Here is a 25,271-nt window from a genome sequence, read left to right on the forward strand (position 1 = left end):
CGAAGCCACCGTCACCATCGCCATCATCGACCAGTGGCTCCGAGCCTTACGAAACGCGGCCTAGTACGTAGACCAGTGCCCCGATGGTCCAGAAGAGCAGGGCTGATCCGACGATGCGGGGTGTCCACCGTTGCGCGATCGGGTCGACGACCGCGCCGACCAGCGAGTCGATCAAGCGTCCACCCGGCGGAGTGCCGCGTTGTGCCGGGCGCAGATCCCGGTGCCGGCAGGGCGGCGGGCCGAGCCCCGCTCGGCGGTGGCGCACCCGTCGGTCGGGCAGCGCCACACTGTCTCGTTCCCGGCGAGCAGATCCGGGGGGACCAGCTCACCCCGGTCCAGATCGTCGTCGGCGTACCGGTCCCGTTCGTCGGTCAACTGTCGTCCCCCCACTGTGGACGCGGGTGTCCGCGTGGCACAGCGTAGACGCTGCCTGCCCGCCGACGCCGCACCGCCGTGTCCATGCCGGAAGACAAAAGGCAAGGAGGTCTCCCTCCCTGCCACTCTCACCATATAGCGCACGGGGGGGTCTTGCGGCAAGCCCCGGGTCGTGCCGCAGAGTTGCCGGCCGAGGCCAGAACCTGGGTAAATCAGAGATTTGTGAAGCACGTGCCAAGTTGTCGAGGTGTGCGGCACGCAGCGACGTTGAACCGCCGGTGGACGCGCGGTGCGGTGGGCTCGCGGTGCGGTGGCGAGGACTCGGTGCGGCGGCGCGGGTGTGCGCTCCGCCGGCCAGCGCAGAGCAGCTGGCCGCAGAACAATGGGGGATTTTCATGCTCGGCATCCCGCAGACCACCACCGATCGCCTGCTGGCCGAGCGTGCCACCGAGCTCGGCGCCGAGATCCGGCGCGGCTGCGAGCTGGTCGGGCTGAGCCAGGACGAACACGGGGTGACCGCTGAGCTGGCCGACGGCACGCAGTTGCGATCACGCTACCTCGTCGGCTGCGACGGCGGCCGCAGCACGGTGCGCAAGCTGCTCGGCGTCGGCTTCCGCGGCGAGCCCACCAGGGTCGAGACGCTGCTGGGCGAAATGGAGGTGGCCGTGCCACCGGAGACGGTGGCCGCCGTGGTGGCCGAAGTCCGCAAGACGCAGAAGCGGTTCGGCCTCGGGCCCCTCGGGGACGGGGTGTACCGCGTCGTCGTGCCCGCCGAGGGGGTGGCCGAGGACCGCTCGGTCCCGCCGACGATCGAAGAGTTCAAGCAGCAGCTGCGGGTGTTCGCCGGCACCGACTTCGGCGTGCACTCACCGCGCTGGCTGTCCCGCTTCGGCGACGCCACCCGGCAGGTCGAGCGCTACCGGACCGGCCGGGTGCTGCTTGCCGGCGACGCGGCGCACATCCACCCGCCGACCGGCGGGCAGGGGCTCAACCTCGGCCTCCAGGACGCGTTCAACCTCGGCTGGAAACTGGCCGCCGAGATCAACGGCTGGGCACCGGAAGGGCTGCTGGACAGCTACCACACCGAACGGCACCCGGTGGCCGCCGACGTGCTGGACAACACCCGCGCGCAGATGCAGCTGCTGTCCCCCGAGCCGGGCCCCCAGGCAGTGCGCCGGCTGCTGTCGGAACTGATGCAGTTCGCGGAGGTGAACCGGTACCTGACCGAGAAGATCATCGCGATCGGGGTCCGCTACGACGTCGGCGCTGGCCATGACCTGCTCGGCCGGCGGTTGCGGGACGTGCGACTGAAGCGGGGGCGCCTCTACGAGCTGATGCGCGGCGGTCGCGGGCTGCTGCTCGACCAGACCGGCCGGCTCTCGGTGGCGGGCTGGGCAGATCGGGTCGACCACGTCGTGACGTCAGCGAGGAACTGGACGTGCCCGCCCTGCTGCTGCGGCCGGACGGCCACGTGGCCTGGGTCGGCGAAGACCAGGCAGCTCTCCTCCGCCAGATGCCGAGGTGGTTCGGCGCTGCGGTCAGCTGAGCGCGCAGGCCACTCCGTTTTCCGGAAGTCGGGCTGTCGGATTGGGGCTGACACCGCGCCTACCAGGAAATCGAGTGGGTCATGGAGCGGTGGTCGAGGCCGATCAGGGCCGAAGCGGGCCTCCGGTGTCATGTCGGCGGGACAGCCGGCCCGCGCGTGCTGGCGCAAACGGTGCAACTCGACAGGCGGCGACGGTGCAGGTCGACAGGCGGCGACGGTGCAGGTCGACAGGCGGCGCATCAGAGGTCTGCCACCGAGGACATCCCACCCCACCGGCAGTCACGGCCGAACCGCGCTGTTAGCGCACACATGTCGCCGCTTCCCGCCCGTTGGCCGGCTGCTCGGTCCGGATCATTGATCGGGCCGGTTTCCGGCGTGGGCGGGAGCGGTTTCCCAAGATGTTGCCGGGAAGCGTCTTGACGAATGCCATGTGAGCGCTAACACTAGGCCAAGCGAGCGAGCGGAGGATCTGATGAGTCTTTCGGCAGGGCCGGGTGACCGGTACGTTGTCGGCGTCGACTACGGCACGTTGTCGGGTCGGGCGCTGGTGGTGCGGGTCGGTGACGGCGCCGAGTTGGGGACGGCGGCGCACGCGTACCGCCACGGCGTCATGGACACGGTGCTCGCCGCCGACGGTCAGCCGCTGCCCGCCGACTGGGCGTTGCAGGATCCCGACGACTACCGCGACGTGCTGCGGCACGCGGTGCCGGCCGCGCTGGCCGAGAGCGGCATCGACCCGGCCCGGGTCATCGGCGTCGGCATCGACTTCACCGCCTGCACCGTGCTGCCCACCCTGGCCGACGGCACCCCGCTGTGCGAGCTGCCCGACCTGCGTACCCGCCCGCACGCCTGGGTCAAGCTGTGGAAGCACCACGCCGCCCAGCGCCAGGCCGACCGGATCAACGCGCTGGCCCACGAGCGGGGCGAGCCGTGGATCGGCCGCTACGGCGGCAAGATCTCCGCCGAGTGGCAGTACGCCAAGGGACTGCAACTGCTGGAGGAGGACCCGGAGGTCTACGCCCGGGCCGGACGGTGGATCGAGGCCGCCGACTGGATCGTCTGGCAGTTGTGCGGCACCGAGACCCGCAACGTCTGCACCGCCGGTTACAAGGGCATCCACCAGGACGGCCGGTACCCGTCACGGGACTACCTGGCCGCGCTGAACCCGGGATTCGCCGACTTCGTCGCCAAGCTCGACGGGCCCCTGCAACCGCTGGGTGCCCGGGCCGGCGGACTGACCGCGCAGGCCGCAGCGTGGACCGGGTTGCCCGAGGGCATCGCGGTCGCGGTCGGCAACGTCGACGCCCACGTGACCGCCGCCGCGGCGCAGGCCCTCGAACCGGGGCGGCTGGTCGCCATCATGGGCACCTCCACCTGCCACATCGTCAACGGCACCGAACCGGCCGAGGTGGCCGGCATGTGCGGTGTCGTGGACGGCGGGATCAGCTCCGGGGCCTGGGGCTACGAGGCCGGTCAGAGCGGGGTCGGGGACATCTTCGGCTGGTTCGTCGAGCAGGCCGCGCCGGCCGGGTACGCCTCGCACGAGGTGCTTACCGAGCAGGCCGCCGCCCAGCCCGTCGGTGCGCACGGCCTGGTGGCTCTGGACTGGTGGAACGGCAATCGTTCCCTGCTGGTCAACCACGACCTCAGCGGGGTCGTCGTCGGGCTCACCCTGGCCACCCGTCCCCCGGACATCTACCGTGCACTGCTGGAGTCGACCGCGTACGGCACCCGCATGATCATCGAGGCGTTCGCCGGGGCGGGTGTCCCGGTCGACGAACTGGTCGTCGCCGGTGGGCTCACCACCAACACCCTGCTGATGCAGATCTACGCCGATGTCACGAAACGCCCGCTGGGCATCATCGGCTCGGCACAGGGGCCGGCCCTGGGGTCGGCGATCCATGCGGCGGTCGCGGCCGGCGCCTATCCCGACGTACCCGCCGCGTCCGCGGTGATGGGCCGGGTCGAGCGGGACGTCTACCGGCCCGATCCCGGGCGGGCCCGGGCCTACGACGCGCTGTACGACGAGTACCGGCGGCTGCACGACCACTTCGGGCGCAGCGGCGACGACGTGCTGCTGCGGCTGCGGGCCATCCGTAACGCCGCCCGGCAGGCGGCCCACAACCCGGCCGACGAGGCCACAGCCCCCTGGAGGTGACGCCATGAGCGGCGAGCTGAGCGCCGAGGTGTCGCGGCTGCGCGAGACGGTGGCGGCGCTGCACGCCGAGTTGGTCCGGTACGGCCTGGTCGCCTGGACGGCCGGCAACGTGTCGGCGCGGGTGCCGGGTCACGACCTGATGGTCATCAAACCGAGCGGGGTCTCTTACGACGACCTCCGGCCGGACAACATGATCGTCTGCGACCTGCACGGCGCGGTGGTGGAGGGGGATCTGTCACCGTCGAGCGACACCGCCGCGCATGCCTACGTCTACCGGGCGATGCCTGAGGTCGGCGGGGTCGTACACACCCACAGCGGGTACGCCACCGCCTGGGCGGCGCGCGGTGAGTCCATCCCGTGCCATCTCACCGCCCAGGCCGACGAGTTCGGCGGGGAGATCCCGGTCGGCCCGTTCGCCCTCATCGGCGGTGACGACATCGGCAAGGGGATCGTCGCCACCCTCTCCGGGCACCGCTCCCCGGCGGTGCTCATGCGCAACCACGGCGTCTTCACCATCGGCCGGGACGCCCGGGCGGCGGTCAAGGCGGCGGTGATGTGCGAGGACGTCGCCCGTACCGCGCACCTGACCCGGGCCCTCGGTACGCCGGTGCCGATGGCGGCCGGGGACATCGACGCACTCTTCGACCGTTACCAGAACGTCTACGGGCAGACCGGGTCCTCCGCCCGGTAGCCCACCCGCACCCCGGCCGCCCCGACGGCGGTGAACCACGCCTATTATCGGCTGGCCTGGGGCTTCTGAGCTCCGGACGTCTACCGCGCCCGGTGCGTGATCGGGGTGTCTCCGGTCGCGGACGGGACGCGCCGACCACGCCGTCTGCGCAGCGAGTCACCGGCCCGACAGATGGATCAAGGCGGGTTGAGATGACCACGAGGGGAGTGCCATGGGCCAACAGCCGGCTGCACGGGCCGCCGTGATGAGTGACGTCGCACAGCTCGCCGGGGTCTCACACCAGACCGTGTCCCGGGTACTGAACAACCACCCGAGTGTGCGTCAGGAGACCCGGGAACGGGTGCTGCGCGCCGTACACCAGCTCAACTACCGGCCCAACGCGCTGGCCCGGGGTCTCGCCGGGCGGCGGTCCCGGGTGATCGGTGTGGTCAGTTTCGACACCATCCTCTACGGCCCGGCCGCCACCCTGCTCGGGATCGAGCGGGCCGCCCGGGCCGCCGGCTACGGCATCAACATCGTCACCCTGGAGCAGCTCGATCGGGCCGGGGTGATAACCGCGATCAACGCCCTGGCCGAGCAGTCCGTGGCCGGGGTGGTGCTCATCGCCCCGATGATGACCGCTGCGGTCGCCGTGCACAGCCTGCCCACCGGGGTGCCCGCGGTGGTGGTCGAGTCGGGCAGCGCCGGCGAGCTGCCGACCATCTCGGTCGACCAGGTCACCGGGGCCCGGCTGGCGGTCGAGCACCTGCTCGACCTGGGCCACGAGACGGTGTGGCACGTCGCCGGCCCCCCCGACTGGCTGGAGGCCCGTGACCGCGTCGACGGATGGCGCCTGGCCCTGGAGAACGCCGGCCGGCAGGTCCCGCCGGTCATCGTCGGGGACTGGAGTCCCCGCGCGGGCTACGAGATCGGCCGGTCGCTGGTCGACCGTGCCGACGTGACGGCGGTCTTCTGCGCCAACGACCACCAGGCACTCGGCCTGCTGCGTGCGCTGCACCAGCACGGTGTGCGGGTGCCCGAGGACATCAGCGTGGTGGGTTTCGACGACATCCCCGAAGCCGGGTACCTCTCGCCCCCGTTGACCACGGTCCGGCAGGACTTCGACGAGGTCGGTCGCCGCTGCGTGGCCGCCCTGCTGGAACTGTTCGACGCCGACGGGCCCGACCGCCGCCGGACGTATCCGCAGGTCGAGCCGACGCTCGTCGTCCGGGACAGCAGCGGTCCCCGGAAGTTGTCCACCAAGCCGGTCAGGGGCTGATTGCCCACAGGGCGTGCCGCCCGTCCCGGTTCGTCCCGGGACGGGCGGCGACGCCGTACGCCTATCGCCTGGTCTCCTGCTTCGCGCGCTCCGGCGACATGCCCTGGTCGACCTTCCGCAACGCCGCCCGCAACTGCTGCTCGGTCATCTTCGAGTTGCCCTCGATGCCGGCGTTGTGGGCGCGCTGGCGCAGTTCGTGAAGCTCCTGGCGATCAGTCATCTCCACCTCCCTGGGTCGGGCGTGACCCTCCGGTCACCACCGCTGGCTTCCCGACCCCGTGCGGCGGAAACCATCCGGGCCGCCTCGGCCACAACTCCGGTCAGACCGCTGCCGAGGTGTGGCTGGCCTGCCAGGCGGCGTACCCGCCGAGCAGGTCGGAGACGTCCGAGCGGCCGTGGTGCCGGAGCAGGCTGGCCGCGACCGAGGAGCGGTAGCCCCCGGCGCAGTGCACCACGACGGCACGGTCGGCCGGGACCAGGTCGAGCCGGTGGGGCAGCTCGGCGAGCGGGACGTGCAGGGAGCCGTCGATCGCCCCGCCCTCCCGTTCACCGCTGTTGCGGACGTCGAGGACCACCGGCGGTTCGTCGGTGTCGAGGGCCGCACGCAGCCGGGCGGCGGTGAGCCGGCTGGCCCGGGTCAGCTCGGCGGGCAGCCCCCGGAACACGTCCTCCGGGTCGCGGAGGTACCCGGTCACCTGGTCGAAGCCGATCCGGGCGAGGCGTACCACGATCTCCTCCTCCCGGCCGGCCGGTGCCACGACGAGCACGTGCCGGTCCGGCGCGACCACGCTGCCGGCGGTTTCGGCGAACCGGCCGTCGGCGGGGATGTTGATCGCGCCGCGCAGGTGACCGGTGGCGAACTCCTGCGGGTCACGGGTGTCGACCACGACGGCCCCGTCGGCCCGCGCGGCGAGGAACCCGGCGGTGTCGAGCGGGCGGGTCGGCCGGTCGTGGTCGAACAGGTCGTGGCTGCGGCGGTTGAGTACCGCGTCGAACGCGAAGTACCCGGGCGCGGCCGGCTGGCCGCCGGTGACCAGGGCGACGAACTCGCCTTCGCTCATCGGGGCGCAGGCGTAGTTGGTGCGACGCTGCTCGCCGATGGTGGACTGCCGTTCGGCGGAGAGGTTCTTGCCGCAGGCCGAGCCGGCACCGTGAGCGGGGAAGACGCGCACCTCGTCGGGCAGGGCCATCAGTCTGTGCTGCACGCTGTGGTGGAGCATGGCACCCAGTTCGTCGGCGGTGACGCCGAGGGAGGCGAGCAGATCGGGCCGACCCACGTCGCCGATGAACAGGGCGTCCCCGGTCAGTACGCCGTAGGGGACCGGGTCACCGGCGTGCTCGTGGACCAGGATGCTGATCGACTCCGGGGTGTGGCCCGGGGTCTCCATGATCTCCAGGGTGACGTCGCCGAGGCTGATGCGTTCGCCGTCGGCGAGCTTGCGGATCGGGTACTCGGTCTCGGCGCGTCGGCCGTAGCCGATCCAGGCCCCGGTCGCGGCGGCGACCTCGAGGTGGCCGGCGAGGAAGTCGGCGTGGAAGTGGGTGTTGATGACGCCCTCGATGGTCAGTCCCCGGGCCCGTGCGTCGGCCAGGTACTCGTCGATGTCGCGACGCGGGTCGACCAGTACCGCCCGGCGGGTGGTCTCGTCGGCGATCAGGTACGACGCCTGGGACAGGCAGTCCAGGTAGTACTGGGTGAACAGCATGGTGGTGCCCTCCTTGGTAGTGATGTCGGGCGATGCAACGACTGTAGCGGATACCCCCGGGGGTATATTCCGGACCGGTGGTCCCGGTGTGCCGACATCGGTCGTCCCGCCGGTTGGCCGGGGAAATGCCCCCGTCGGGTGCGGGATTGACGATACCCGTGGGGGTATCCAGTGGTGAGCCCTGTACCCCCTGGGGTATGTTGACGACCGGAGGTGCGCGGTGAAGCTTCGACCCGAGATGACCAGCGAGGCGCTGACCCGGCTCAAGCGGGCACGGGGGCAGCTCAACGCGGTCATCGAGATGATGGAGAGCGGCCAGGACTGCCGTGAGGTGCTGACCCAGCTCGCCGCCGTGTCCAAGGCGATCGACCGGGCTGGCTACAAGATCATCGCCTCGGGGATGCGGCACTGCAACGCCGCGCGGGAGCGTGGCGACGCCCCCGAGATGACCGAGGAGGAGCTGGAGAAGCTCTTCCTGGCCCTCGCCTGACGCCGTCCTCGCCTGACCCCGGCCCCTGACCGGAGTTTCGTCCACGCCGCCGCGTAGCGGCGACGTGGACGGGTAAGCCCTGCCCGCAGACAGTGCGGAAGTCTGTCCTGTGCATACCCCCGGGGGTATGCGACGAGAGGAGTACCCAGTGACCGTCGAGGTATCCGTCATCACCACCTCCTCGCTCGGTGACCGCAGCTACCTGGCCTCGGACGGCCGGGTGGGGATCGTGGTGGACCCGCAGCGGGACATCGACCGGGTCATGTACCTCGCGGGCGCCGAAGGGGTACGCATCACCCATGTGCTGGAGACGCATCTGCACAACGACTACGTCTCCGGCGGACCGGAACTGGCCCGACTGACCGGTGCGCACCATCTGGTGGCCGGTGCCGACGATGTCGCGTTCGACCGGGTGCCGGTCTCCGACGGTGACCTGGTGCCCGTCTCGGACACCCTGCGGCTGCGGGTGGTCGCCACCCCGGGGCACACCTTCCACCACCTGTCCTACGTCCTCGACGAGCGCGGTACGGACGGTTGGACCCCGGTCGGGGTGTTCACCGGCGGCTCCCTGCTGTTCGGCACCACCGGCCGCACCGACCTGCTCGGTCGGCAACACGCCCACGAACTGGCCCACCACCAGCACGCCTCGGCCGCCCGACTGGCCGACCTGCTGCCGGACGGCGCGCAGGTCTGGCCCACGCACGGCTTCGGCAGCTTCTGCTCGGCCACCCAGGCCGACGCGCCGGAGTCGACGATCGGCCGGGAGCGGCAGGCCAACCCGGTGCTCCGGCTCGCCGCAGCCGACTTCGTCACCGAGACCCTGGCCGGGCTGGACGCCTACCCGGCGTACTACGCGCACATGGGGGTGACCAACACCGCCGGCCCGGCGCCGGTCGACCTCACCCCGGTGACCAGGGCCGACGCCGCCGAGTTGCGGCGGCGGATCGCCGCCGGGGAGTGGGTGGTCGACCTGCGCAGCCGCAAGGCGTACGCCGCCTCGCACCTCGCCGGCACGGTCAGCCTCGGCCTGGACGGCCCGATGTCCACCTGGCTCGGCTGGCTGATCGACTGGGGTGCCCCGCTCACCCTGCTGGCCGCCACCCCCGAGCAGGTCGCCGACGCCCAGCGGGAACTGGTGCGGATCGGCATCGACCGACCGGCCGCCCAGGCCACCGGCGGGGCGGAGCAGTGGGCGGCCGACCGGAACCAGGTGCGCGAGCTTCCGATGGCCGACTTCCCGGCGCTGGCCGCCGCCCGCGCGGGCAACGTCCCCGCCGGCCTGACCGCCCCCGACGTGGTGCTCGACGTCCGGATGACGAACGAGTGGCGGGCCGGCCACCTCGACGGCGCCGTGCACATCCCACTGCCCGACCTGCCCGGTCGGCTGGCCGACGTGCCCGCCGGCACCGTCTGGGTGCACTGCGGCTCCGGCTACCGGGCCACCGCCGCCGCGTCGCTGCTGGCCAACGCCGGCCGCGAGGTGGTCGTCATCGACGACCGGTTCGACCGGGCCCGAGCGTCCGGCGTCCCGATGGCCGCCTGACCCGCTGCTGAACCCCGGCCGGGCACGCCACCACCGGCGCCGGCCCGCTCGACCCTGCCCAGGTACCACCCGTTTCATCCAGGAATGAGGATAAGTGAGCACTTCTGACCTGAGCCGTGCCGCCACCATCGACGCCGCCGCCCTGCGGGAGCTGATCGACTCCGGCCGGCCGCCCCGCCTGCTCGACGTGCGTACCCCCGGCGAGTTCGAGGCCGTGCACATCCCGGGCGCCTACAACGTCCCGCTGGACCTGCTCCAGGAACACCGGGAGGAGCTGCGCAACCACCTGGACGAGGACGTGGTGCTGGTCTGCCGCTCCGGTGCCCGGGCCACCAAGGCGGAGCAGACCCTCGCCGGGGTCGGCCTACCGAACGTCAGGGTCCTCACCGGCGGCATCATGGCCTGGCAGGCCGCCAACGCACCGATCACGCAGGGCGCGCCCCGGTGGGACCTGGAACGGCAGGTACGCCTCGTCGCCGGCTCGATCGTCGGTGTCAGCGTCCTGGCCTCGGTGTTCGTACCCGGGCTGAAGTGGGTCGCCGGCCTCATCGGCGCCGGTCTCACCTTCGCCGCGCTCACCAACACCTGTGCCATGGGCATGCTGCTCAGCAGGCTGCCCTACAACCGGGGCGCCAGCTGCGACCTGGACACCATCGTCGGTCAGCTCCGTACCGGTACGACCGCCCGGGTGCGGTCATGACCGCCAGCCTCGCGTTGACCCTCGGGCTGGTCGTCCTCATCGGGATCAGCCTCGGCCTGCTCGGCGGCGGCGGGTCGATCCTCGCCGTGCCGCTACTGGTCTACGTCGCCGACCTGCCCACCAGGGAGGCCATCGCCACCTCCCTGCTGGTCGTCGGGGTCACCAGCGCTGTCGGGGTCCTGCCGCACGCCCGGGCGTACCGGGTCCGGTGGCGCACCGGCCTCACCTTCGGTCTCGCCGGCATGGCGGGCGCCTACGCCGGTGGGCGGCTGGCCGCCTACCTCCCCGCCGCCGTGCTGCTCACCGGGTTCGCGCTGATGATGCTGGCCACCGCAGCCGCCATGATCCGGGGCCGGCGGGCCGCCGGGCACGAGCCGGTGCGGCACGAGCTGCCGGTGCTCCGGGTGGTCCTCGACGGCGTCGTGGTCGGCCTGGTCACCGGCCTGGTCGGCGCCGGCGGCGGCTTCCTGGTGGTACCCGCCCTGGCCCTGCTGGGCGGGCTGCCGATGCCGGTCGCGGTCGGCACCTCCCTGGTGGTCATCGCCATGAAGTCCTTCGCCGGCCTGGCCGGTTACCTCTCCAGCGTGGACATGAACTGGGGCCTCGCGGTCGCGGTCACCCTCGCCGCCGTGGTCGGCAGTCTCGCCGGTGGACGCCTCGCCGGGCGGATCCCCGAGCACATCCTGCGCAGGTCATTCGGCTGGTTCGTCATGGTGATGGGTCTGTTCGTCCTCGGCCAGCAGCTCCCCGGGGAGTTGCGCACCAACCCGCTGCTCTGGACGCTCGCCGTCCTCGCCGCCGGGGTGGCCGCCGTCACCGGGACCCGGCGGGGCCGTCGACGGCGGGGCGCCGCCGAGCCGGCTGCCGAACAGGCCGACCAGCTCGTGGCGGCCCGGTCCGCAGCCCGGTAGTCCCGTCCGGGCTGCCGCGCCGCTCGGCGGTACGGCAGCCCGGATTCCTCCTCAGCGGGCGTGCCGCTGCTGGCAGGGGACGCAGAAGCGGGCATGTGGCAGCACCTCCAGGCGTTCCCGGGGGATGTCCCTGCCACACTTCTCGCAGCTGCCGTAGCGGCCGTCGGCGAGGCGGTTGAGCGCCCCGGTGATCTGCTCCAGGCTCTGTCGGGTCGCCGCGATCATCGGGGCCCGGGTGTGGTCCTCCGCCGGGTCGCCGGTGTCTGCGGTGAGCTCGGTCAGCCGGCTGGTCTGCGCCGCGAACTCGCTGGTCAACGTCGTCCGCAGCTCATCGAGCCAGTCCTGTCGGGCGCTGTCGTGGATCTCGGTGCTCATCGGGTCTCCTGAAAAAGAAAAAGGCCGGAGCTGTCGAGCTCCGCCCTGGTGGCCGTTCCGCTGGGTGTTACGGGGTAAGCGGTGGGCCACGACCGGCAGGGGCCGGACTCGGCAGCCCGTACACCGAGGTGGGCTGCGGGTGCGCGGACCCTGCGGATCGGACCGCCGGTGTGGCCGGGTGCAGTGCCCTCCGGCGCGCAGCAGCAGGCGCCGACGTCACCCGGACGGCGGCGTGGCCCTGCTGGCATAGCGTGCGCATCCGGCTACCATAGGCCGCTCCGGCCGGGAATCCCAGTGGAAAAGTGGGACGATCCCCTCAGTCGTCGGCGAGGATCGCGTACAGGTCCGAATCGCGCCAGCCGTCGCGAATGTACGCGGTGCCACGCATCCGGCCCTCGTATCGCATACCGACCCTGCGCAGCACCGCTGCCGAGGCGAGGTTGCGGGGATCGCACGTGCCGAAGATGCGGTGGCGCCCGCGCTCGCGGAAGCCGACCCGCACCAGCTCCCGCGCCGCAGCCGTGGCTATGCCCTGGCCCCACCGCCGTGGATGGACCGCGTACGCGATCTCGGCGGTACTCGCGCCGTGGAGTCTCAGCTCGGCGCTGCCCAGCACGTCGCCGTCGACGAGCACCGCGAACACCTGCCGGTCGGGAGGCGCCGTCACGGCGGCCCGCACGTACTCCTGCGTCTGCTCGTAGGTGTTGGGTCCCCACGCCTGGTAGCGGCACGACTCCGGCAGTCGGGCCCACTCGTGGACGGCGGCGGTGTCGCCGAGCGTGAGCGGGCGCAGGGTGAGCAGCATGGCGGCACGCTAGGTCAGCGCCTGGGCCGGCGCAAACCGATCAGCGGGATGTGCCGGCTCAGCTGATCGGAGGCGTCCCGGCCGAGAGCCGGGCGCGGGCCTGCATGAGGGCGAAGCCGAGCAGGTTCAGCCCTCGCCAGCGGGCCGGATCGGTGGCCCGGGGATCATCCGCCGCCAGGCCGATGCCCCAGATCCGGTCGACCGGACTCGCTTCGACCAGTACCCGACCCCCGGTGGCGACCAGGAAGGCGCCCAGTTCCGGGTGCTGGTCGAACTTGGCGACATTGGCGGCCACGACCAGGTCGAACCGGTGCGCCACCCAGACCTGCTCGTCGAAACCCCGGACCTGCCGACCCAGGGCCTTGGCCGCCCCCGGGTCCGGTGCCGCCAGGATCCGGTCGACCGCCGGTCCGTCGCCGAAGAGGCGGGCCTTGCCGGCCATCATGTAGTGCTCGGCGGTGGCGTACCGGACCCCGTCCACCACGAACGGCGCCGGCCACCACTGGCTCAGGCAACCCGGCCCGACGCTCCCGTCGCGCTGTGGCCGGTGCCCCCAGAAGAACAGGTACCGGACCCGGCTGCCGGCGGCGAGCCGCGTCCGCAGGTCGTCGAGGTCGGCGGGCGGGTGGATGTGATCGGACACGTCGGGGAGCGTGCCACGGGTACCGCCGCACCACCACCGGGTTTCCGGGTCAGCAGGTGGAGTGGAAGAGTCCCCCCACCGGTGTGTGGTCGGCCAGTTCGTTGTAGATGGCCGCCGCCTGCCGGGTCTCGGCGACGTGCACCTCGACCCCGCGTTCGGCGAGCAGGGCCAGCGTGTCCGGATGCACTTCCAGCCGACGGTCCATGCCCTGGGAGAGCACGACCGTGGTCGCTCCGTGGGCGAGCAGCTCCTCGACATCGGCCGGCTGGATGCCCGGCTGATGCCGGGTGCCCGTCTCGGTCCAGTCCCATGGCCGGCCTCCGCCCGGATGGAGTCTGAAGTCCTTCCCGACGCCGAGACCGGCCACCTCCATCCGTCCCCATGAGAGGTCGAGGATCCGCGGTGACCGTCGCTCCGTGTCCACTCCGCCTCCAGGGTCAGCAGTTCCGGTCGGGTCGCACGCCATGCCGGGTGGCGGGCCGGACCCTCGACCGGTTCCTCCCACCGTACCGGGGCGCACGGCCCCGGGTGCCCGATGTCGGCTCCGGCGCGTACCTGCAGCTCTGGTGGCTGACGTTCCAGCGGGCCAAGGCGCTCGGCGGGTACGACCTGGTCTGGGTCTTCAACGGACCGGTCCGGTCACCGTGCTGGACGACACCGTCCGGTTACCGGCCCGTGTCGTTCAGCACCTGGTACAGGATGTGGTCCTGCCACCGCCCGGCGATGTTGAGGTAGGCAGGGGCCAGGCCGAACCGGACGAAGCCGTTGCGTTCGAGGACCCGTTGCGACCGGACGTTGTGCACCAGCGTTCCGGCCTCGATCCGGTGCAGCCCCCACTCCTCGAAGGCCACCCGCTTGATCTCGGCCACCGCTGCGGTGGCGAGGCCGCGACCGTTGTGGGAGGCGCTGACCCAGTACCCCAGGTTGGCCGACTGGAAGGGGCCGCGTACGACCTCGTTGAGCGTGATCCGGCCGACGATCCCGTCGGATCCGTCGAGGATGACGTGCGGCAGCGCGGCGCCCTGGGCGTACCGGTCGAGCGCCGCCCGGATGCCGGCGCGTTGGCCCTCGACGGTGAAGTACTCGTCCGGCCGGACCGGATCCCAGGGGGCCAGGAACTCGCGGTTGGCCGTGAGCAGGTCCGCCAGTGCCGGGGCGTCCGCGATGGTGACGAGTCGGGTCGCACGCACGTACCGATCCTGCCAGGCCCCGGCGGGCGGCCGGTGCCCGGACCCGGCCGCCGGCGTGCCGCTCACGGCAACGGCTTGCCGCCGGTCACTCCGAGTACCTCGCCGGTGACGTAGCTGGACTTTTGGGAGGCGAAGAAGACGTACGCGACCGCCCGCCCCGTTGACTGCTCGCCCCGTCGATCATGGAGTTGTGGTGGGGGACAAAGTCCTGATAACCCCTTGAACCGGGCACCACAACTCCATGATCGGCAAGCGGGGAGGGCTCAGCAGGTGTGCTCGGCGGGCTGGGCGGCGACGAGTACCGCGACGATGTCGTCCACGGTGTCCAGTCGGCGTCCCGTGCCCTGGAACTCGACCTCGACGCCGTACTCCAGCTCGATCGCGTCCACCAGACGCAGCAGGCCGAGCGAGTCGAGGCCGAGCGCGATCATCGATCCACCGCCGAGCACGTCGGCGACCGGCACACCACCCCCGGTGGCCTCGCTGACCAGTTCGGCGACCCGCTGGCGCAGCTCGGTGTTACCCATCAGAAATCCTTTCCGGACTGTCGGACGATCTCGGCGATCTCGGCGATCGTCGGGGTGTCGAAGAAGGCGTCCAGCGGTACCTCGACGCCGAGCCGCTGCTGGATCCGACCACTGATCCGGGTGATGGTCAACGAGTGACCGCCCAGGTCGAACAGGTCCTCGTGCAGCCCGATGTCGGGGATCCGCAGCACGTCCTGCCAGATCACCCGCAGCTCCTCGATCACCGGGTCGGCGCCGGTCGTCCCGTCCACGGTGGGGTCCACCGTCGCCGCCGACGGGGCAGTCCCGGCCGACGGGGCCGGTACCGGCAGGGCGGCCCGGTCCACCTTCCCGTTCGGGTTGACCGGCAGCCGGTCCAGGAACACCCAGTCGGTCGGCAGCATGGCCGGCGGCAGGTGTACGGCCAGGTGCCGGCGCAGGTCGGCCGGCTCCGGAGCGGCCCCGGCGCGGGTCACCAGGTAGGCGACCAGCCGGACGTCGTCACCGTCGGGCAGTACCGCCGCCACCGCCTCGGCCACCTGCGGATGCTCCAGTAACCGGGCGGTGATCTCGCCCAGCTCGATCCGATGGCCCCGGATCTTGACCTGGTCGTCGGTCCGGCCGAGGAAGTCGATCCGCCCGTCCGACAACCACCGGCACCGGTCCCCGGTGCGGTAGAGCTGCCCCGGGCCGAACGGGTCGGCGACGAACCGCTCGGCGGTCAGCTCGGGGCGCCCCCGGTAGCCGGCGGCCAGCCCGGCGCCGCCCAGATACAGCTCACCGGGCAGCCCGACCGGGACCGGCCGCAGGTCGTCGTCGAGCAGGTACGCCCGGACGTTGGGCAGCGGCCGCCCGATGGTCACCTCGTCCGGGTCCGCCGGGATGTCCGCCATCGTGGCGTAGATGGTCGCCTCGGTCGGCCCGTACCCGTTGACCAGCCGGCCGACCCGGGCCCGCAGGTCCCGGGCCAGGGCGACCGGCAGGGCCTCGCCGGCGGTGACCGCCACCAGCGGCTCCGGCGCCGACCCGGTCCCGTCGCCGGCCGCCGTGCCGAGGCCCGCAGCCAACAGCACCCGCCAGCCCGACGGCGTGGCCTGGGCGTGGGTCACCCCGGCCGCCCGGATCAGCCGCAGCACCCCGGCGCCGTCCAGCGCGCTCACCGCCGAGGCGACCACCACCCGGGCGCCGGTGACCAGCGGCAGGAGCACCTCCACGGCGGAGATGTCGAACGACAGTGAGGTCAGATGCAGCCACCGGTGCTCCGGCCGACTGTCCAGCAGGTCCCGTACGGCCAGCAGGAGGTTCGCCAGCGCGCCGTGCCGGACCTCGGCCCCCTTCGGCCGGCCGGTCGATCCCGAGGTGTAGAGCACGTAGGCGAGATCGTCGGCGGTGGGGAAGTCGGTGTCGGTTGCCGGGTCGGCCGGCTGGTCCCACGCACGGTCCAGCAGCAGCACCGGCCGGGCCGGGTCCAACCCGCCGGTGTGCTCGGAGGTGGTGACCACCAGCATCGGTTCGGCGTCGGCGAGGATCAGCTCCTGCCGGGCCGCCGGATGACCCGGATCGACCGGCAGGTACGCCGCCCGGCAGCGCAGCACCGCCAGCACGGTGACCACCGCCTGCCAGGACCGGTCGAGGGCGACCGCGACCAGTGCGCCCGGCCCGACACCGTGCTGCCGGAGCAGGCCGGCCAGCCGGGCGCTCGCCGCGTCGAGTTCCCGGTAGCTCAGCGAGCGCTCCCCGTCGACCACGGCCACCGCGTCCGGTTCCGCCCGCACCCGCTCGGCGAACAGGGCCGGCACGGTGATCCCGGCCGGGTACGCCCGGGCGGTGTCGTTCCAGGTGTGCAGGACCAGGTCCCGTTCGTCGCGGGTCAGCACCGGCAGTTCCGCCACCGGCCGGTCCGGGTCGTCGACCACGGCGGCCAGCAGGGTACGCAGGTGCCCGCCGATCCGGACCACCGCCGCCGGATCGATGGCCGCCGGGCTGTACTGGAGTCCCACCGTGATCCCGGTCGGGCCGTCCACGATCTGCACGTGCAGCGCGTTGCGGGCCGCGCCGCTGAACAGCGTCCAGTCCACGCTGCTGGCCACCCCGGGGAAGACCGGCTCGGCGCCGCGCCGCCGGTAACCGACCGAGACCGGGGTCGACGCGGGTGCCGGGCGCAATCCGGGCACCGCGTGTGCCAGCGGTACCGACCGGAACCGGTACAGCTCCCGGACCCGGCCCCGGACCGCCCGGGCGTGGTCGCGGAACGTCCCGGTGACCGCCCCGACGGTGACCGGCAGCTCGTTGACGAAGAGCCCGACCTGGTCGTGCTGGTCGGCGGTGCGGGTGGACAGTCCGATCCCGACCGGGGTGCCCCGGTTGCCGTACCGGTCGAGCAGGGCGTGCACGGCGGCGAGGAGCAGTTCGAAGCGGGTCACCCCGACCGACCGGGCGGTCCGGTCCACCCCGTCGACAACGGCGCTGTCCAGGTCGAACTCGACGGTGGCGCCCGGTTCCGCGCCGGTCGGTACCCGACGCAGTCCGGGCAGGACGACGTCACCGGGACCGGACCAGTGCCGGGCCCAGTGGGCGCGGGCCGCCGGCAGCTCGACCGCGATCCGGTCCTGTTCGGCCGTGGCCTGTCCGGCGTACCCACCGACGGGCGGTGGCAGTGCCGCCGGGCGGCCGGCGAGGGCGGCGGAGTACGCGGTGGCCAGGTCCCGGACCAGCACGTCCTTGCTCATCCCGTCGAACACCAGGTGATGGGCGGTGACCAGCAGCAGATGCCGGTCGTCGGGGCCGGCCAGCAGGGTGAACCGGGCCAGCGGACCCTCCCGCAGGTCGTACTGTCGGCCGATCTCCTCGGCGACCCGGGCGTCGGTCAGCTCACCGGAGGTCACCACCGGCCGACCGGTGGCCGGGGCCAGCCGGGGTGTCCCGTCGTCGTCGGTGACCACCCGGGTACCCAGCACCGGATGCCGGTCGGTCACCGCCGCGCAGGCGTCGACCAACGCCCGGCGGTCGAGTCCGGCGCCGAACCGGACGCCCAGCGCCATGTGGTACGCCGTACCGGCGACCCCGGCCTGCTCGGTGAACCAGACGGCGTGTTGCGCGTATGTCGCCTCGGCGGTGCCCACATGCTCTCCCATGTTCTGCTTTCCGGTGGATCAGTTGTCGAACCGGCTGACGAGTTGCCGCTTGAGCACCTTGCCGCCCTCGTTGCGGGGGAGTTGCTCCAGCAGCAGCACCCGGGCCGGGAGCTGGTAGTCGGTCAGCCTGCCGGCGAGGAAGCCGCGCAGCGCGGCCAGGGACAGCTCCTCGGGAGCCGCCTCCGGCCGGGGGACCACCGCGGCGGCCACCGCCGAGCCGAGCACCGGGTGCGGTACGCCGACCACGGCCGCCTCGGCGACCAGCGGGTGCTCGTGCAGTGCCGCCTCGATCTCCAGCGTCGAGATCTTGAACGCGCCGGACTTGATCACGTCCTGGTGCCGGTCGGTCAGGTAGAGGTAGCCGTCGGCGTCGATCCGTCCGACGTCACCCATCCGGACCCACCCGTCCCGGAAGGTGGCCCGGTTGGCCGCCTCGTCCCGGTAGTAGGCCCGGGGGTGCGGGGAGCGCAGCCAGACGTCACCGGTCGCCCCGGCCGGCAGCGGGTTGCCGTCGGCGTCGGCGATCATGAGCTGCCCGCCCACCGGCCGGCCCACCGCGTCCCGGCGCGCCGGGTCGTAGATCATCGTGGTCTGGGCCGGCGCCGCCTCGGTCGAGGTGTAGTAGTTGACGATCGTGGCCGCCGGAAAGGCCTCGGCCAGCCGGGCGGCCACCGCCGGTGGCAGCGCCGCGGCGGTCGACCCGATCAGGTGTACCCCGGACAGGTCCCGGTCCCGCAGCGCCCCCGAGTCGAGCAGTTCGATCGCCACCGACGGGACCACGAACAGCGTCCCGGTCCCCGGTGCCTCGATCAGCCGGGCGAACCGGACCGGCGTGAACCGGGGCAGGGTGAGTGCGGCGGCCTTCGCGGTGAGCGCGTTGAACAGCATGGTCTGCCCGGCGTTGGTGCCGATGGCGAAGGCGTGCAGGAACCGCTGCGAGTGACCCAGCGCCAGCCGGCGGGGGTGGTTCGGGGCACCGGCGGTCAGATTGGCGTGGCTGGCGCCGACCCCCTTCGGTCGGCCGGTGGTACCGGAGGTGTAGAGGATCTGCGCCAGGTCGTCGGGGCGTACCGGCGGCAGCTCCGGCCCGGTTCCGGGGTCGGCGAGCAGGTCGGCGACCGGCCACCCGGGCGTCCCCGCCGGGGTCGCCGGTACCTCCGTGTCGCCGCCGTACAGGACGGCCCCGGCCGCGCAGTGCGTCAGCGCGTGCTGCAACTGCCCGGGGGCCAGCCGTTCCGACAGCGGTACGGCCACCGCACCCGCCCGCAGCACCCCGCAGTACGCGACGGCGAACTGCGTCCAGTCCCGGGCGCCGAAGACGAGCCCGACCCGGTCGCCGTGCCGCAGACCCCGCCGGTGCAGGGCGGCGGCCACCCGGTTCGCGCCGGCCGACCACTCCGCGAAGGTCAGCGCGGCTACCCCGTGCACCTCGACCGCCACCCGGTCCGGGTGCAGCTCGCAGCGCCAGTCCAACAGGTCGGGCACGGTCCGCAGGACGGGTCGGGTGGCGGCGGCACCGGTCGTCGTCGTGGTCACCTCAGGTCACCTTCCGTGCGGGTGCCGACCGCGCCGGTCCGGGCGCGGCGGGCCTCGATACCGATCAGGTCGTCCGGTGGTGCGTCGGGTACCTCGTCGTCGAACCGGGCCAGCACGCGGGTCCGCAGGGACACCAGCGCGGTCAGCGCGATCCCCACCCCGAACACCACGTAGAGCAGGCCGATCCCCCGGCCCGGACCGACCCCGATCACCGCGCCCACGGTCGGCGCCAGCGCGCCGCCGGGCAGCAGCAGCGGCTCGACCACCGTCGAGGCGAACGGGGCGATCACCCCCCAGCCCAGCGGCATGGTCGACCAGGCCACCATCTGGTTGAGCGCGAACACCCGGCCGTGGAACCGGGGCGGCACCTTGGTCTGGACGATCGTGTTGTAGACGCCGTTGACCAGGCCGAGCGCGAGGTACATGCCGAACGCACCGGCGCCGATCACCAGCAGGCTGGGCCGCAGCCCGGTCAGCACGCAGGCGACCGCGATGCCGAGGGTGCCCAGCAGCACCGCCCGCATCCGGTACCGGGCCGGCCCGCCCCAGACCAGCATCACCAGGCCACCGACGGCCGCGCCGACGCCACCGGTGAGCGCGATCCGGGCCACCTCGGCCAGGTCGGCGAAGCCGAGTACCAGCGGCGAGAGCAGGTACAGCACCGGGAACAGGAAGAAGTTCAGCGCGGCGAAGAAGGTCAGCATCGCCCGGAACTCCCGCCGCCGCAGCGAGTACCGCAGCCCGCCGAGGATCTCCTCGCCGATGCCCTCCCGCCGTTGCAGGGCCAGCGTCCGGGGGAACCGGATGACCAGCAGTACCCCGATCGCGAACAGGTACGACGCGACGTCGATGAGTAGGATGCCGTGCAGTCCGACGGCCTCCAGCAGGGCGACCGCGATCAGCGGCACCATGAACTGGGTGATCCCGGTGGCGGTCTGGGCCAGACCGTTGGCGTGCCCCAGATAGCGCTTCGGCACCAGCTGCGGTACCGCCGAGACGAAGGCGAGCCGCTGGAACGCGAGCGCCACCGACAGCCAGCCGATCAGCAGGTAGATGTGCCAGACCTCGATCCGGTCGGTGAGTACCAGGCCGGCCAGCACCGCGTTGCCGCCACCGGCGGCGGTACCGGCCAGCAGCAGCACCCGTCGCCGGCTGGTCCGGTCGATCAGCGCCCCGGCGAGCGGGGCCACCAGCAGGCCGGGCAGCAGACCGATCACGGCGAAGAGCGCGAACCGGGCCAGCGACCCGGTCTCCAGGTAGATCCAGAGCGGGATCGCGAAGTTGGTCAGTGCGGTACCCATGCTGGACACGATCTGACCGGCCGCGACCAGCCCGAACCGGCGCATGCTGGGCTGCGGCGCCGTCCGGGCCGGGGTGTCCGGTACCCGGGCCGGTCCGGCCTGCCGCTCGGAGATCCCGGCCACCTGCCAGGCCGGGTCGGGCCCGCCGTCACGGCCGGCCGCTGCCAGGTCCGGCCGGTCGGTGGCCTGCTCCGCCGGGCCGGCGATCCGCCGGTGCACGCCGGTGACGATTTCGGCCAGTTCGCCGGCCCGGTACTTGAGGAAGTAGTGCCCGCCCTCGTCGATCACCGCGAGCGCGGTGCGGTCGCTGAGGAAGTGCCACTCCCGGAAGCGCTCGTCGTGGTAGTCGGTGCTCCGGTCGCGCTCACCCACCACCGAGATGACCGGTGCCCGCAGCGGGGTCACCCGCTGCTGCATCAGCTCGGTGAAGTACTCCTCGGACACCCGGGCGTCGTGCCGCATGGCCCGGATCAGGAACGCCACCTCGTCCGGCGCCAGCGAACCGATTGACGTGCCCTGCGCCTGCAACCAGGTCCGGTAGATCCGGTCGCTGCGGATCCGTTCGGCCAGCCGCATCCGCAGCAGCGGCCCGAGGACCCCGCCGGCCGGGCGGCCGAACGGGAACACCGCACCCAGGTAGACCGCGACCAGTTCCCGGCCGCCTGCCTCCAACCGCCGGGCCACCTCCACCGCCAGCGCGCCACCGGGGCCGCAGTGCCCGTACAGGATCAGCGGCCCCTCCACCCGGGCCAGGATCTCCGCGACGACCTCCCCGGCGACCTCCCCGATGGGCGCCGGCTCGTCCGCCAGCCCGATGTCGTGCCCGGGTACGGCCACCGACAGCAGCCGGTACCCGGCCGGCAGCGCGTCGGCCAGCGGCTGGTAGACCACCGCGCTGCCCCCGCCGTAGGGAACGCAGACCAGGGTGGCGACCTGGGTGGCGGCCGGTACCGGCGGGGTCAGCTCGTGCAGCAGCCCGCCCGGACCGGTGTCGCCCCCGGTGAGCTGGCCGGCCAGTTCGCGTACCGTCCGGTGGCGGAACAGGTCCATCACGGTGACCGTCGGCGCGGCGATGCCGTCCACGGCCGGTAGTTCCCGGCGCAGTCGGGCCACCACCTGGGTGGCCAGCAGCGAGTGGCCGCCGAGGTCGAAGAAGTCGTCGGTGGCGCCGACCTCCGGCACCCCGAGCACGGCCTGCCAGATCCCGGCGACCAGGGTCTCCACCGGCCCGTCCGGCGGCACCCGTTCGCCGGTCGGCCCGTCGTCGGTCGGCTCCGGCAGCGCCTGCCGGTCCACCTTGCCGTGCTGTTGCAACGGCAGCCGGTCCAGTCGGACGTACCGGTGCGGGACCATGTGGTCGGGCAGCCGGTCGGCGAGTCGGCGGCGCAGCTCGGCGGCTTCCGGCAGCTCCGCCCCGGGCACCGGTTCCAGGTACGCCACCAGCCGGTCGTCGCGCAGCACCACGGCCGCCTGGTGCACTCCGGGGCAGTCCCGCAGGGCGGCCTCCACCTCACCCAGCTCCACCCGGTAGCCCCGGATCTTCACCTGGTGGTCCCGGCGACCGAGGAACATCAACTGCCCGTCGTCGCGCCAGCGGCCCAGGTCACCGGTGCGGTAGAGGCGGGCGCCGGGCGGGCCGTACGGGTCGGGTACGAAGCGCTCGGCGGTCAGCCCGGGCCGGTTCAGGTAACCCCGGGCCAACCGGTCCCCACCGAGGTAGACCTCCCCGGGTACGCCGACCGGCACCGGGCGCATCCGCTCGTCGAGCAGGTACACCCGGGCGTACGGCAACGGCCGGCCGGTCGGTACCGGACCGGTCGCCCCGCTGCCGGCCGTCACCTCGTAGGTGGCGACCCCGACGGTCGCCTCGGTGGGACCGTAGTGGTTGAACACCCGGGCCGGACCGGCCGCCGCCAGCGGGACGATCCGGTCCAGGTCGGAGGCCTCCCCGCCGAGGATCAGCGCCCGGGCCGGCAGGAGGTCGCCCGGCCCGGCGTCGACGGCGAGCGCCGCCAGGTGCGACGGGGTGATCTTCAGATACTCGATCCGGTGGGTGCGCAGTTCCGCGGCGAGGTCGGCCCCGGTGCCCCGGCGGGGCACCAGGTGCACCACACCGCCGGTGGCCAGGGCCAGGTAGAAGATCGTGACGCTGAAGTCGAACGCCATCGACTGCATCAGCGCGTACCGGCCGGCCGGTACCACGTCGAACCGGGCCGCCACCCCGTCGAGGTAGCACAGCACCTGCCGGTGCGCCACCGCCACGCCCTTCGGGGTACCGGTGGACCCGGAGGTGTAGATGACGTAGGCGAGATGGGCGCCGGTCGCGCCCGACTCCGGGGCGGTGTCCGGGCAACGGGCCAGGTCGTCGGTGATCCGGTCCAGGCAGGTCGGTGCGGTGGCTCCGGTTGCCGTCGGGTCACCGGTTGCCGTCGAGTCGTCGTTTGCTAGCGGGTCACCGGTTGCCGTCGGGTCGCCGGTGGCGGCTGGGTTGCCGGGCGGCCACCGGTCGAGCAGGTCGGAGCTGGTCAGCACCACCACCGGCCGGGCGTCGGCGAGCATGGTGGCCAGCCGGTTCGGCGGCTGCTCCGGGTCGAGTGGCAGGTACGCCCCACCGGCCCGGAGCACGCCGAGTAGCGTGGCGGCGAGTTCCACCGACTGTTCCAGCAGCACCCCGACCAGTGCATCGGGGCCGACGCCCCGCGCGCGCAGCCAGTGGGCCAGCCGGTTGGCCCGCCGGTCCAGCTCCCGGTAGCTCAGCGTGTCCGGGCCGCAGACCACCGCCGGGGCGTCGGGCGTCGCGGTGACGTACGGGTCGATGAGGTCGGCGAGGGTGGTCGCCGTACCGGTCACCGGCGCGCTGACGGTGTCCCCGTCGCCGGCCCGGCCGGTCGCTCCGTCCCCGAGGCAGTCGGTCCCCCCGTCGCCGTGCCCGTCGGGCCGGCCGAAGCCGAGCACCCGGTCCCGCTCGGCGGCCCCGATCAGGGGCAGGTCGACGATCGGCAGGTCCGGCTGGGCCACCGCCGCGCGGAGCAGCGTCTCGAAGCTCCCGACCAGCCGGCGGACCGTCGCCGCGTCGAACAGGTCGGTGTTGTAGACCAGCATCCCGCGCAGGTCCTCGTCGGTCTCACTGACGTAGAGCGACAGGTCGAAACGCGCGGCGGCGGCGTCCGTGCCGAACCGCCCGGTCGTCAGGTCGGCCGGCCAGCGGCCCCCGGTGCGGGCGTAGTTCTGCAGGGTGAACAACACCTGGAACACCGGCGACCGGCTCACGTCCCGGGTCACGTTCAGTTCCTTGACCAGCCGCTCGAACGGGATCTCCTGGTGGGCCAGGGCCCGCACCACGGTGTTGCGGGTCCGCCGCAGCAGCGCGCCGAAGCTGGGTTCGGTGCCGGAGGAGTCGGCTGTGGCATCGGCCGGGGAGAGGTCGGCGCGCAGCGCGAGAGTGTTGACGAACAGGCCGATCAGGTTCTCCAGCTTCGGGACCACCCGGCCGGCGACCGGCGAGCCGATGGCGAAGTCCCGCTGGCCGGTGTACCGGAACAGCACCGCCGACAGCCCGGTGAGCAGCGTCATGTAGAGCGTGGCCCGGTGCGCCCGGCCGAGCCGGCGCAGGCCGGCGGTCAGTTCGGCGTCGAGGGTGAACCGGTGCACGTCACCGGCGTACGACTGCACGGCGGGTCGGGGCCGGTCGGTGGGCAGTTCCAGTGGGGGGACCCCGGCCAGCGCCCTGGTCCAGTGGTCGAAACCGGTCCCGGTGGCCGGTCCGTCGAGCCGGTCCCGCTGCCAGGCGGCGTAGTCGAGGTACCCGATGGTGGGTGCCGGCGGCACCGGACCACCGTCCCGGAGCGCGGTGTAGATCGTGGCGATCTCGGCCAGCAGCAGGTCCAGGGACCAACCGTCGCTGACGATGTGGTGCATGGCCAGGTGCAGGATGTGGTCGTCGTCGGCCAGCCGGATGACCAGTAACCGCAGCAGGGGAGCGGTGCCGAGGTCGAACGGGGTGCACACCGACTGCGCGACCAGGTCGCCGGCCCCCGCCTCGTCCGACGCGGAGGTGACGGTGACCGGTACCCGCACCGAGGGCAGCACCGCCACCTCCGGCTGGCCGTGGTCGTTCTCGGTGAACCGCATGCGCAGACTGTCGTGCCGGTCCGCCGTGGCGTCGACCGCCGTACGCAGCAATTCGACATCCAACGGGCCGCCCAGGCGCAACGTCGCATGGACGATATACGCGGCGGTACCGGGAGTCAGTTGTTCGGTGAACCAGATCCGTTCCTGACCGAAGGACAGCGTCGGTGCCCGATCAGTTTGGTGGAAAGTCCCTTTAGGTGGGGTAGGGGCAGCCCGAGTTGGTACGTCAACATTGGTCACGCGGGTGCCTTCTCACGCCGATGACGGACAGG

The 25,271-nt window shown here is 72.7% G+C and carries 20 protein-coding genes and 2 pseudogenes; 8 read left to right on the top strand and 14 right to left on the bottom strand.

Annotated elements, in window-relative coordinates; translation table 11 throughout:
* Nucleotides 1-46: 46 nt before the first annotated feature.
* Nucleotides 47-175 (bottom strand): hypothetical protein, encoded by a 129-nt coding sequence (locus V6U90_RS24000; protein ID WP_334440884.1) that lies wholly within the window; start codon nucleotides 173-175, stop codon nucleotides 47-49.
* Nucleotides 172-375 (bottom strand): hypothetical protein, encoded by a 204-nt coding sequence (locus tag V6U90_RS24005; protein WP_334440886.1) that lies wholly within the window; start codon nucleotides 373-375, stop codon nucleotides 172-174. The genes V6U90_RS24000 and V6U90_RS24005 overlap by 4 nt, the downstream gene beginning before the upstream one ends.
* Before the next feature lie 395 nt (nucleotides 376-770).
* On the opposite strand from V6U90_RS24005, the pseudogene V6U90_RS24010 reads away from it, so the two are divergent.
* The 4 genes and pseudogenes from V6U90_RS24010 to V6U90_RS24025 form a co-directional block, all read left to right on the top strand.
* Nucleotides 771-1,921 (top strand): annotated as a pseudogene (locus V6U90_RS24010) (FAD-dependent monooxygenase); the annotation flags it as partial.
* 472 nt (nucleotides 1,922-2,393) lie between these two features.
* Nucleotides 2,394-4,079: a ribulokinase gene (araB, locus tag V6U90_RS24015; protein ID WP_334440888.1), complete on the top strand. Its 1,686-nt coding sequence runs from the start codon at nucleotides 2,394-2,396 to the stop codon at nucleotides 4,077-4,079.
* A 4-nt stretch (nucleotides 4,080-4,083) separates the two neighbouring features.
* Nucleotides 4,084-4,770, top strand: a complete 687-nt coding sequence (locus V6U90_RS24020) for an L-ribulose-5-phosphate 4-epimerase (RefSeq protein WP_334440890.1) — start codon at nucleotides 4,084-4,086, stop codon at nucleotides 4,768-4,770.
* Between the two features lie 244 nt (nucleotides 4,771-5,014).
* Nucleotides 5,015-6,028 carry a LacI family DNA-binding transcriptional regulator gene (locus V6U90_RS24025; RefSeq protein ID WP_334440893.1) on the top strand — a complete coding sequence of 338 codons (1,014 nt, stop codon included), beginning with the start codon at nucleotides 5,015-5,017 and terminating at the stop codon, nucleotides 6,026-6,028.
* A gap of 61 nt (nucleotides 6,029-6,089) precedes the next feature.
* Here the strand turns inward: V6U90_RS24025 and V6U90_RS24030 are convergent, their stop codons facing one another.
* Both V6U90_RS24030 and V6U90_RS24035 read right to left on the bottom strand, forming a co-directional pair.
* Entirely contained in the window at nucleotides 6,090-6,248 is a 159-nt protein-coding gene (locus V6U90_RS24030) for a hypothetical protein (protein ID WP_334440895.1), read from the bottom strand.
* Between the two features lie 100 nt (nucleotides 6,249-6,348).
* Nucleotides 6,349-7,734 carry an MBL fold metallo-hydrolase gene (locus tag V6U90_RS24035; protein WP_334440897.1) on the bottom strand — a complete coding sequence of 462 codons (1,386 nt, stop codon included), beginning with the start codon at nucleotides 7,732-7,734 and terminating at the stop codon, nucleotides 6,349-6,351.
* Between the two features lie 220 nt (nucleotides 7,735-7,954).
* On the opposite strand from V6U90_RS24035, the gene V6U90_RS24040 reads away from it, so the two are divergent.
* The 4 genes from V6U90_RS24040 (at nucleotide 7,955) to V6U90_RS24055 (ending at nucleotide 11,378) form a co-directional block, all read left to right on the top strand.
* A complete protein-coding gene (locus tag V6U90_RS24040) occupies nucleotides 7,955-8,224 on the top strand; it encodes a metal-sensitive transcriptional regulator (RefSeq protein ID WP_334440900.1) in 270 nt (89 codons plus the stop codon).
* A gap of 148 nt (nucleotides 8,225-8,372) precedes the next feature.
* Nucleotides 8,373-9,767, top strand: coding sequence for an MBL fold metallo-hydrolase (locus V6U90_RS24045; protein ID WP_334440903.1), 1,395 nt, complete (start codon nucleotides 8,373-8,375; stop codon nucleotides 9,765-9,767).
* Nucleotides 9,768-9,861: 94 nt separating this feature from the next.
* Nucleotides 9,862-10,467 (top strand): rhodanese-like domain-containing protein, encoded by a 606-nt coding sequence (locus V6U90_RS24050; protein WP_334440906.1) that lies wholly within the window; start codon nucleotides 9,862-9,864, stop codon nucleotides 10,465-10,467.
* Complete coding sequence (locus V6U90_RS24055) at nucleotides 10,464-11,378, top strand: sulfite exporter TauE/SafE family protein (protein WP_334440908.1); 915 nt, start codon at nucleotides 10,464-10,466, stop codon at nucleotides 11,376-11,378. Before V6U90_RS24050 ends, V6U90_RS24055 begins: the two co-directional genes overlap by 4 nt.
* 51 nt (nucleotides 11,379-11,429) lie before the next feature.
* On the opposite strand, the gene V6U90_RS24060 is transcribed toward V6U90_RS24055, so the two are convergent.
* The 10 genes and pseudogenes from V6U90_RS24060 to V6U90_RS24105 all read right to left on the bottom strand — a co-directional run bounded on the left by V6U90_RS24060 (nucleotide 11,430) and on the right by V6U90_RS24105 (nucleotide 25,239).
* A complete protein-coding gene (locus V6U90_RS24060) occupies nucleotides 11,430-11,753 on the bottom strand; it encodes a TraR/DksA family transcriptional regulator (protein ID WP_334440910.1) in 324 nt (107 codons plus the stop codon).
* A gap of 316 nt (nucleotides 11,754-12,069) precedes the next feature.
* Nucleotides 12,070-12,558 (bottom strand): GNAT family N-acetyltransferase, encoded by a 489-nt coding sequence (locus V6U90_RS24065; RefSeq protein ID WP_334440913.1) that lies wholly within the window; start codon nucleotides 12,556-12,558, stop codon nucleotides 12,070-12,072.
* A gap of 58 nt (nucleotides 12,559-12,616) precedes the next feature.
* Nucleotides 12,617-13,201 carry an NADAR family protein gene (locus V6U90_RS24070; RefSeq protein WP_334440915.1) on the bottom strand — a complete coding sequence of 195 codons (585 nt, stop codon included), beginning with the start codon at nucleotides 13,199-13,201 and terminating at the stop codon, nucleotides 12,617-12,619.
* Nucleotides 13,202-13,250: 49 nt separating this feature from the next.
* Entirely contained in the window at nucleotides 13,251-13,667 is a 417-nt protein-coding gene (locus tag V6U90_RS24075) for an Mth938-like domain-containing protein (protein WP_334440917.1), read from the bottom strand.
* A gap of 199 nt (nucleotides 13,668-13,866) precedes the next feature.
* Nucleotides 13,867-14,391, bottom strand: coding sequence for a GNAT family N-acetyltransferase (locus tag V6U90_RS24080; RefSeq protein ID WP_334440919.1), 525 nt, complete (start codon nucleotides 14,389-14,391; stop codon nucleotides 13,867-13,869).
* A gap of 62 nt (nucleotides 14,392-14,453) precedes the next feature.
* Nucleotides 14,454-14,543 (bottom strand): annotated as a pseudogene (locus V6U90_RS24085) (NAD(P)-dependent oxidoreductase); the annotation flags it as partial.
* Between the two features lie 111 nt (nucleotides 14,544-14,654).
* Nucleotides 14,655-14,918 (bottom strand): acyl carrier protein, encoded by a 264-nt coding sequence (locus V6U90_RS24090; RefSeq protein ID WP_334440921.1) that lies wholly within the window; start codon nucleotides 14,916-14,918, stop codon nucleotides 14,655-14,657.
* Nucleotides 14,918-18,031, bottom strand: coding sequence for a non-ribosomal peptide synthetase (locus V6U90_RS24095; RefSeq protein WP_334440924.1), 3,114 nt, complete (start codon nucleotides 18,029-18,031; stop codon nucleotides 14,918-14,920). Before V6U90_RS24095 ends, V6U90_RS24090 begins: the two co-directional genes overlap by 1 nt.
* A gap of 18 nt (nucleotides 18,032-18,049) precedes the next feature.
* Nucleotides 18,050-19,567 carry a class I adenylate-forming enzyme family protein gene (locus V6U90_RS24100; RefSeq protein ID WP_334440927.1) on the bottom strand — a complete coding sequence of 506 codons (1,518 nt, stop codon included), beginning with the start codon at nucleotides 19,565-19,567 and terminating at the stop codon, nucleotides 18,050-18,052.
* On the bottom strand, nucleotides 19,564-25,239 hold the full coding sequence (locus tag V6U90_RS24105; protein ID WP_334440930.1) for a non-ribosomal peptide synthetase/MFS transporter: 5,676 nt from the start codon (nucleotides 25,237-25,239) through the stop codon (nucleotides 19,564-19,566). The genes V6U90_RS24100 and V6U90_RS24105 overlap by 4 nt, the downstream gene beginning before the upstream one ends.
* Between the last annotated feature and the right edge of the window lie 32 nt (nucleotides 25,240-25,271).

This window comes from Micromonospora sp. CPCC 206060 (assembly GCF_036906895.1).
Lineage (GTDB): Bacteria > Actinomycetota > Actinomycetes > Mycobacteriales > Micromonosporaceae > Micromonospora.

What these genes read in the sequence shown, in the direction of transcription:
- V6U90_RS24090 (WP_334440921.1), bottom strand. Translation starts at nt 14,918, where the DNA reads ATGGGTAACACCGAGCTGCGCCAGCGGGTCGCCGAACTGGTCAGCGAG.
- V6U90_RS24020 (WP_334440890.1), top strand. Translation starts at nt 4,084, where the DNA reads ATGAGCGGCGAGCTGAGCGCCGAGGTGTCGCGGCTGCGCGAGACGGTG.
- V6U90_RS24075 (WP_334440917.1), bottom strand. Translation starts at nt 13,667, where the DNA reads ATGGCGTGCGACCCGACCGGAACTGCTGACCCTGGAGGCGGAGTGGAC.
- V6U90_RS24030 (WP_334440895.1), bottom strand. Translation starts at nt 6,248, where the DNA reads ATGACTGATCGCCAGGAGCTTCACGAACTGCGCCAGCGCGCCCACAAC.
- V6U90_RS24055 (WP_334440908.1), top strand. Translation starts at nt 10,464, where the DNA reads ATGACCGCCAGCCTCGCGTTGACCCTCGGGCTGGTCGTCCTCATCGGG.
- V6U90_RS24035 (WP_334440897.1), bottom strand. Translation starts at nt 7,734, where the DNA reads ATGCTGTTCACCCAGTACTACCTGGACTGCCTGTCCCAGGCGTCGTAC.
- V6U90_RS24025 (WP_334440893.1), top strand. Translation starts at nt 5,015, where the DNA reads ATGAGTGACGTCGCACAGCTCGCCGGGGTCTCACACCAGACCGTGTCC.
- V6U90_RS24065 (WP_334440913.1), bottom strand. Translation starts at nt 12,558, where the DNA reads ATGCTGCTCACCCTGCGCCCGCTCACGCTCGGCGACACCGCCGCCGTC.
- V6U90_RS24060 (WP_334440910.1), bottom strand. Translation starts at nt 11,753, where the DNA reads ATGAGCACCGAGATCCACGACAGCGCCCGACAGGACTGGCTCGATGAG.
- V6U90_RS24095 (WP_334440924.1), bottom strand. Translation starts at nt 18,031, where the DNA reads ATGGGAGAGCATGTGGGCACCGCCGAGGCGACATACGCGCAACACGCC.
- araB (WP_334440888.1), top strand. Translation starts at nt 2,394, where the DNA reads ATGAGTCTTTCGGCAGGGCCGGGTGACCGGTACGTTGTCGGCGTCGAC.